5 protein-coding genes are annotated in these 3077 nt (G+C 72.6%); 2 read left to right on the plus strand and 3 right to left on the minus strand.

Annotated elements, in window-relative coordinates; all coding sequences use genetic code 11:
- A partial coding sequence (locus tag BFF77_RS30040; protein ID WP_066956265.1) for an RNA-binding S4 domain-containing protein occupies nucleotides 1–303 on the plus strand: 303 nt, incomplete at its 5' end.
- A gap of 277 nt (nucleotides 304–580) precedes the next feature.
- Nucleotides 581–1015, plus strand: a complete 435-nt coding sequence (locus tag BFF77_RS30045; RefSeq protein WP_079125622.1) for an ATP-binding protein — start codon at nucleotides 581–583, stop codon at nucleotides 1013–1015.
- Nucleotides 1016–1258: 243 nt separating this feature from the next.
- Here the strand turns inward: BFF77_RS30045 and BFF77_RS30050 are convergent, their stop codons facing one another.
- The 3 genes from BFF77_RS30050 to BFF77_RS30060 all read right to left on the minus strand — a co-directional run bounded on the left by BFF77_RS30050 (nucleotide 1259) and on the right by BFF77_RS30060 (nucleotide 3035).
- Entirely contained in the window at nucleotides 1259–1525 is a 267-nt protein-coding gene (locus tag BFF77_RS30050; RefSeq protein ID WP_066956268.1) for a DUF2630 family protein, read from the minus strand.
- 199 nt (nucleotides 1526–1724) lie between these two features.
- The gene (locus BFF77_RS30055) at nucleotides 1725–2243 is read right to left on the minus strand and encodes a DUF7144 family membrane protein (protein ID WP_066956271.1); all 519 of its coding nucleotides are present in this window, start codon (nucleotides 2241–2243) and stop codon (nucleotides 1725–1727) included.
- A gap of 231 nt (nucleotides 2244–2474) precedes the next feature.
- Complete coding sequence (locus BFF77_RS30060; protein ID WP_066956274.1) at nucleotides 2475–3035, minus strand: hypothetical protein; 561 nt, start codon at nucleotides 3033–3035, stop codon at nucleotides 2475–2477.
- Between the last annotated feature and the right edge of the window lie 42 nt (nucleotides 3036–3077).

The following is a 3077-nucleotide window of genomic DNA, read 5'->3' on the forward strand; positions in this document are numbered from 1 at the left end:
CAGGCGGCTGCCGCCTGCCGGGCGGGCCATGTACGGGTGAACGGTGAGCGGGTCAAGCCCGCCCACTCGGTCAAGGCGGGCGACGAGATCCGGCTGCGGCACGCGGGACGCGAGCGGATCGTGGTGGTGTCCCGGACCGTGCGCAAGCGGGTGGGCGCTCCGGTGGCGGTGGAGTGCTACGTGGACAACAGCCCGCCGCCTCCGCCGCGCGAGTTCACGGTGCCCGTGGCCCTGCGCGACCGCGGGACGGGCCGGCCGACGAAGCGCGAGCGCCGGGATCTGGACCGGCTGCACGGCCACTGAGCGCGGACCCGGCCGGGAACGGGACCGGGGCCGGGCCGGGTGGCGGCAGGGCCGGGCGGCGCCGGGATCGGGGGCCGCGTGGCGGCGGGATCGGGGGCCGCGTGGCGGCGGGTTGCGGAAGGTTCGTGGACCGCAGATGAATTTCTGGGGGCCCGTTCCCGTAACGCCCCTTGTTCCCAAGGCCGTTGTGGGGTTCGTCCAACTTCCCGGCCCGACTCCTTTAAGTGATCACCGTTGCACGGAAAGTAAAATCCGTACTTCAGGGAAAGTCCTTCCCATGAACCTCGACGGTGAGCAGCTCGACCAGTACGACCATCGCAACCGGCGCGACCAGCACCTGACGTTCCGCCTGCCCAGCCACCCGCGCAGTGTGGGCCGCGCACGCGAGGCTCTGCACGCGCATTTCGACCTGCCGGAGGAGCCGGGCGAGACCGCGGCCCTCCTTTTGTCGGAACTCGTCACCAACGCGCTGCGCCATGGCAGCCCGCCCGGCCGGGAGATCGCCGTCACCCTGCGCCGTGGGGACGGGCTGCTGAGGGTGGAGGTCGAGGATGCCGGGGATCTGCTGCCCAGGCCACGGGATCCGGGCCCGGACGACGAGTGCGGCCGGGGGCTCGCGCTGGTCGCCGCGCTCGCCGACGACTGGGGAGTGGCGCCCAGGGGAGGGCCCGGCAAGCGGGTCTGGCTGACGCTCAAAGTGCCCGATCGGTGAATCCTGTCCGGGATCCCGGGATCCCGGGATCCCGGGATCCCGGGATCCCGGGGACGCGGTCGCGCGTGCCGCCGTCACCTCGCCCGCTCCGAGGCGCGGCGCGCACGCCGTCACCCTCCCGTCCCCGGGTCGGCTTCCGTTCCCGGGCCGGCTCCCGTCCCCGGGCCGGCTTCCGTCGCCGGCGGACTCCCGTCCCCGGCCGGCTCCCGTCCGTGGCGGACGCTCCCGTCACCGGCCGCCGGGTCAGCCCTGGTATCCCTCGACCTCGCTCGGCGGGCGGACCGCCGCCTCGTCGGGATTCCCGCCGAACTCCGATTTCGCGCGGCGCTGGCGCAGCAGGTCCCAGCACTGGTCGAGCCGCACCTCGACGGCGCGCAGCCGCTCCTGTTCCTCGCCGCCGAGCCCGAGTCGCCGCGCGGAGCGGTCGCGCAGGGAACGCTCCTCGGCGACAAGGGCACCGATGGTGTCGAGGATCTTGTCGTTCTCGCCGTTCTCACCGTCGGCGTTCATGTTCCGATCCTCCCGCCGTGTCCGGGCTCCCGCACCTGCGCGCTCATCCCGGCACGGGACGCGTACGCGCGTACGGGGCCAGCGGCCGTGGCCACTGTTCCCGTACGCGCGTACGTGGTTTCGGATGTGGGGGTGTTGACGCCTCGTCGTGCCGGCGTCCGTGTCCGTGTCCGGTGACGCTCCGTCCGGACGCGGCCGTCTAGATGCGGCTGCCGGTTCCGGCTCCCGTTCCGGCGCCCGCGCCGGTGCCGGTTCCGCCCGCGCCCTCTCCCGTCGACGGCGGTGCGCCGAAGGGCCCGCGGTCCGTGGCCAGCGCCCAGATCACCCAAGCGGCCAGGGCCATGCCCACGACCGCCCAGACGGGCTGGTACGGCAGATACATGAACTGCGAGACGAGAATCAGCGAGGCGACCGCTATACCGGCGTACCGCGCCGGCCGGATGCGCATCAGAATCGCCAGTCCCACGAGGGCGACCAGGATTCCGAGGGCTATGTGCAGCCAGCCCCATGAACTGAGGTTGAACCCGTAGGCGTAGCCGGAGACGCTGTTGAGGATCCGGTCCCTTCTGACCGCGGCTGCCCCTTGAAGTATGGCTGTCGCTCCCATGACCACCATCAGCACACCGGCGAAGAAACTACCGCCGACGGCGTAGGCGGCCCTTCTTTGCGTGTGAGCGCCGGTTCCCGCGCCGTATCCGGTGCCGGTCCCCGTGCCCATGCCCATTCCTGTGCCTGTGCCCATGCCCGTGGTGGGGGGCCTCTGTGTCGTGTTCTGGCTCATAACCCCATGGTGCTCCAAATGGGGCAAAAGGGATATTTGGGTGGGGGTGATCGGCATAAAGATTCAGTAAAGCCCGCAAAGCCGCAGGGAGCGGCGGGTGTATCGCGTGCCGAACACGGTCCGGACCACGCAGGACCGGTCCTCATCGCCGGTCGTCACGGCCGCTGGTCACGGCCGGTCAGGAGTCCCCGCGCCCACCGGCACCGGCGCACGCCCCGGGGGGACCGGTGGCGCCCGCCTGCGGCGGCCCATGAGCCAGGCGCTCGCGGCCAGGGCCAGTCCGGCCGCGAGGACCCACCAGGCCGTCGTACGGAGGGAGGCGGTCAGCGCGTCGTAGATGGCCGCGGCGGCCGAGCGGTCACCGTTGTCCGGCAGATTCTCCAGACTGGTCGCGCGGGCCACCGCCACGACCACGGCCAGCACCACCGCGCCCGCCGCGAACGCGAGACCGGTGCCGATCAGCGCCCGGCGCCGGCGTACGGCGAGCAGCAGGGCCGCCGCGGCGAGCACGAGCGTCGCCACGGCCGGCCGGACACCGGCCGCCTTGAGCCCCCGGGCCACATCGCGCCAGACGCCGAGACCGTTGGCCCTCAGCACGGTGATCTCGCTGTGCCGTACGGGGATCCGGTCGGCGTACGGCACCCGGTCGGCCATCAACTGCCGTTTCACCTGTGCGGTCACGGGCGCCAGATCGATGGTGACGGCGTCCCCGCGCCCGCTGGCGAGCACCTGTTGCGCGGTGGTGTGCGCGGCGCGGGGACGCCGTCACCA

Origin of the sequence: Streptomyces lushanensis (assembly GCF_001700515.1) — a bacterium.
In the GTDB taxonomy this organism is placed as follows: Bacteria; Actinomycetota; Actinomycetes; order Streptomycetales; family Streptomycetaceae; genus Streptomyces; species Streptomyces lushanensis.

Coding starts and splice junctions, on each gene's coding strand:
- BFF77_RS30045 (WP_079125622.1), top strand. CDS start 581: ATGAACCTCGACGGTGAGCAGCTCGACCAGTACGACCATCGCAACCGG.
- BFF77_RS30050 (WP_066956268.1), bottom strand. CDS start 1,525: ATGAACGCCGACGGTGAGAACGGCGAGAACGACAAGATCCTCGACACC.
- BFF77_RS30055 (WP_066956271.1), bottom strand. CDS start 2,243: ATGGGCACGGGGACCGGCACCGGATACGGCGCGGGAACCGGCGCTCAC.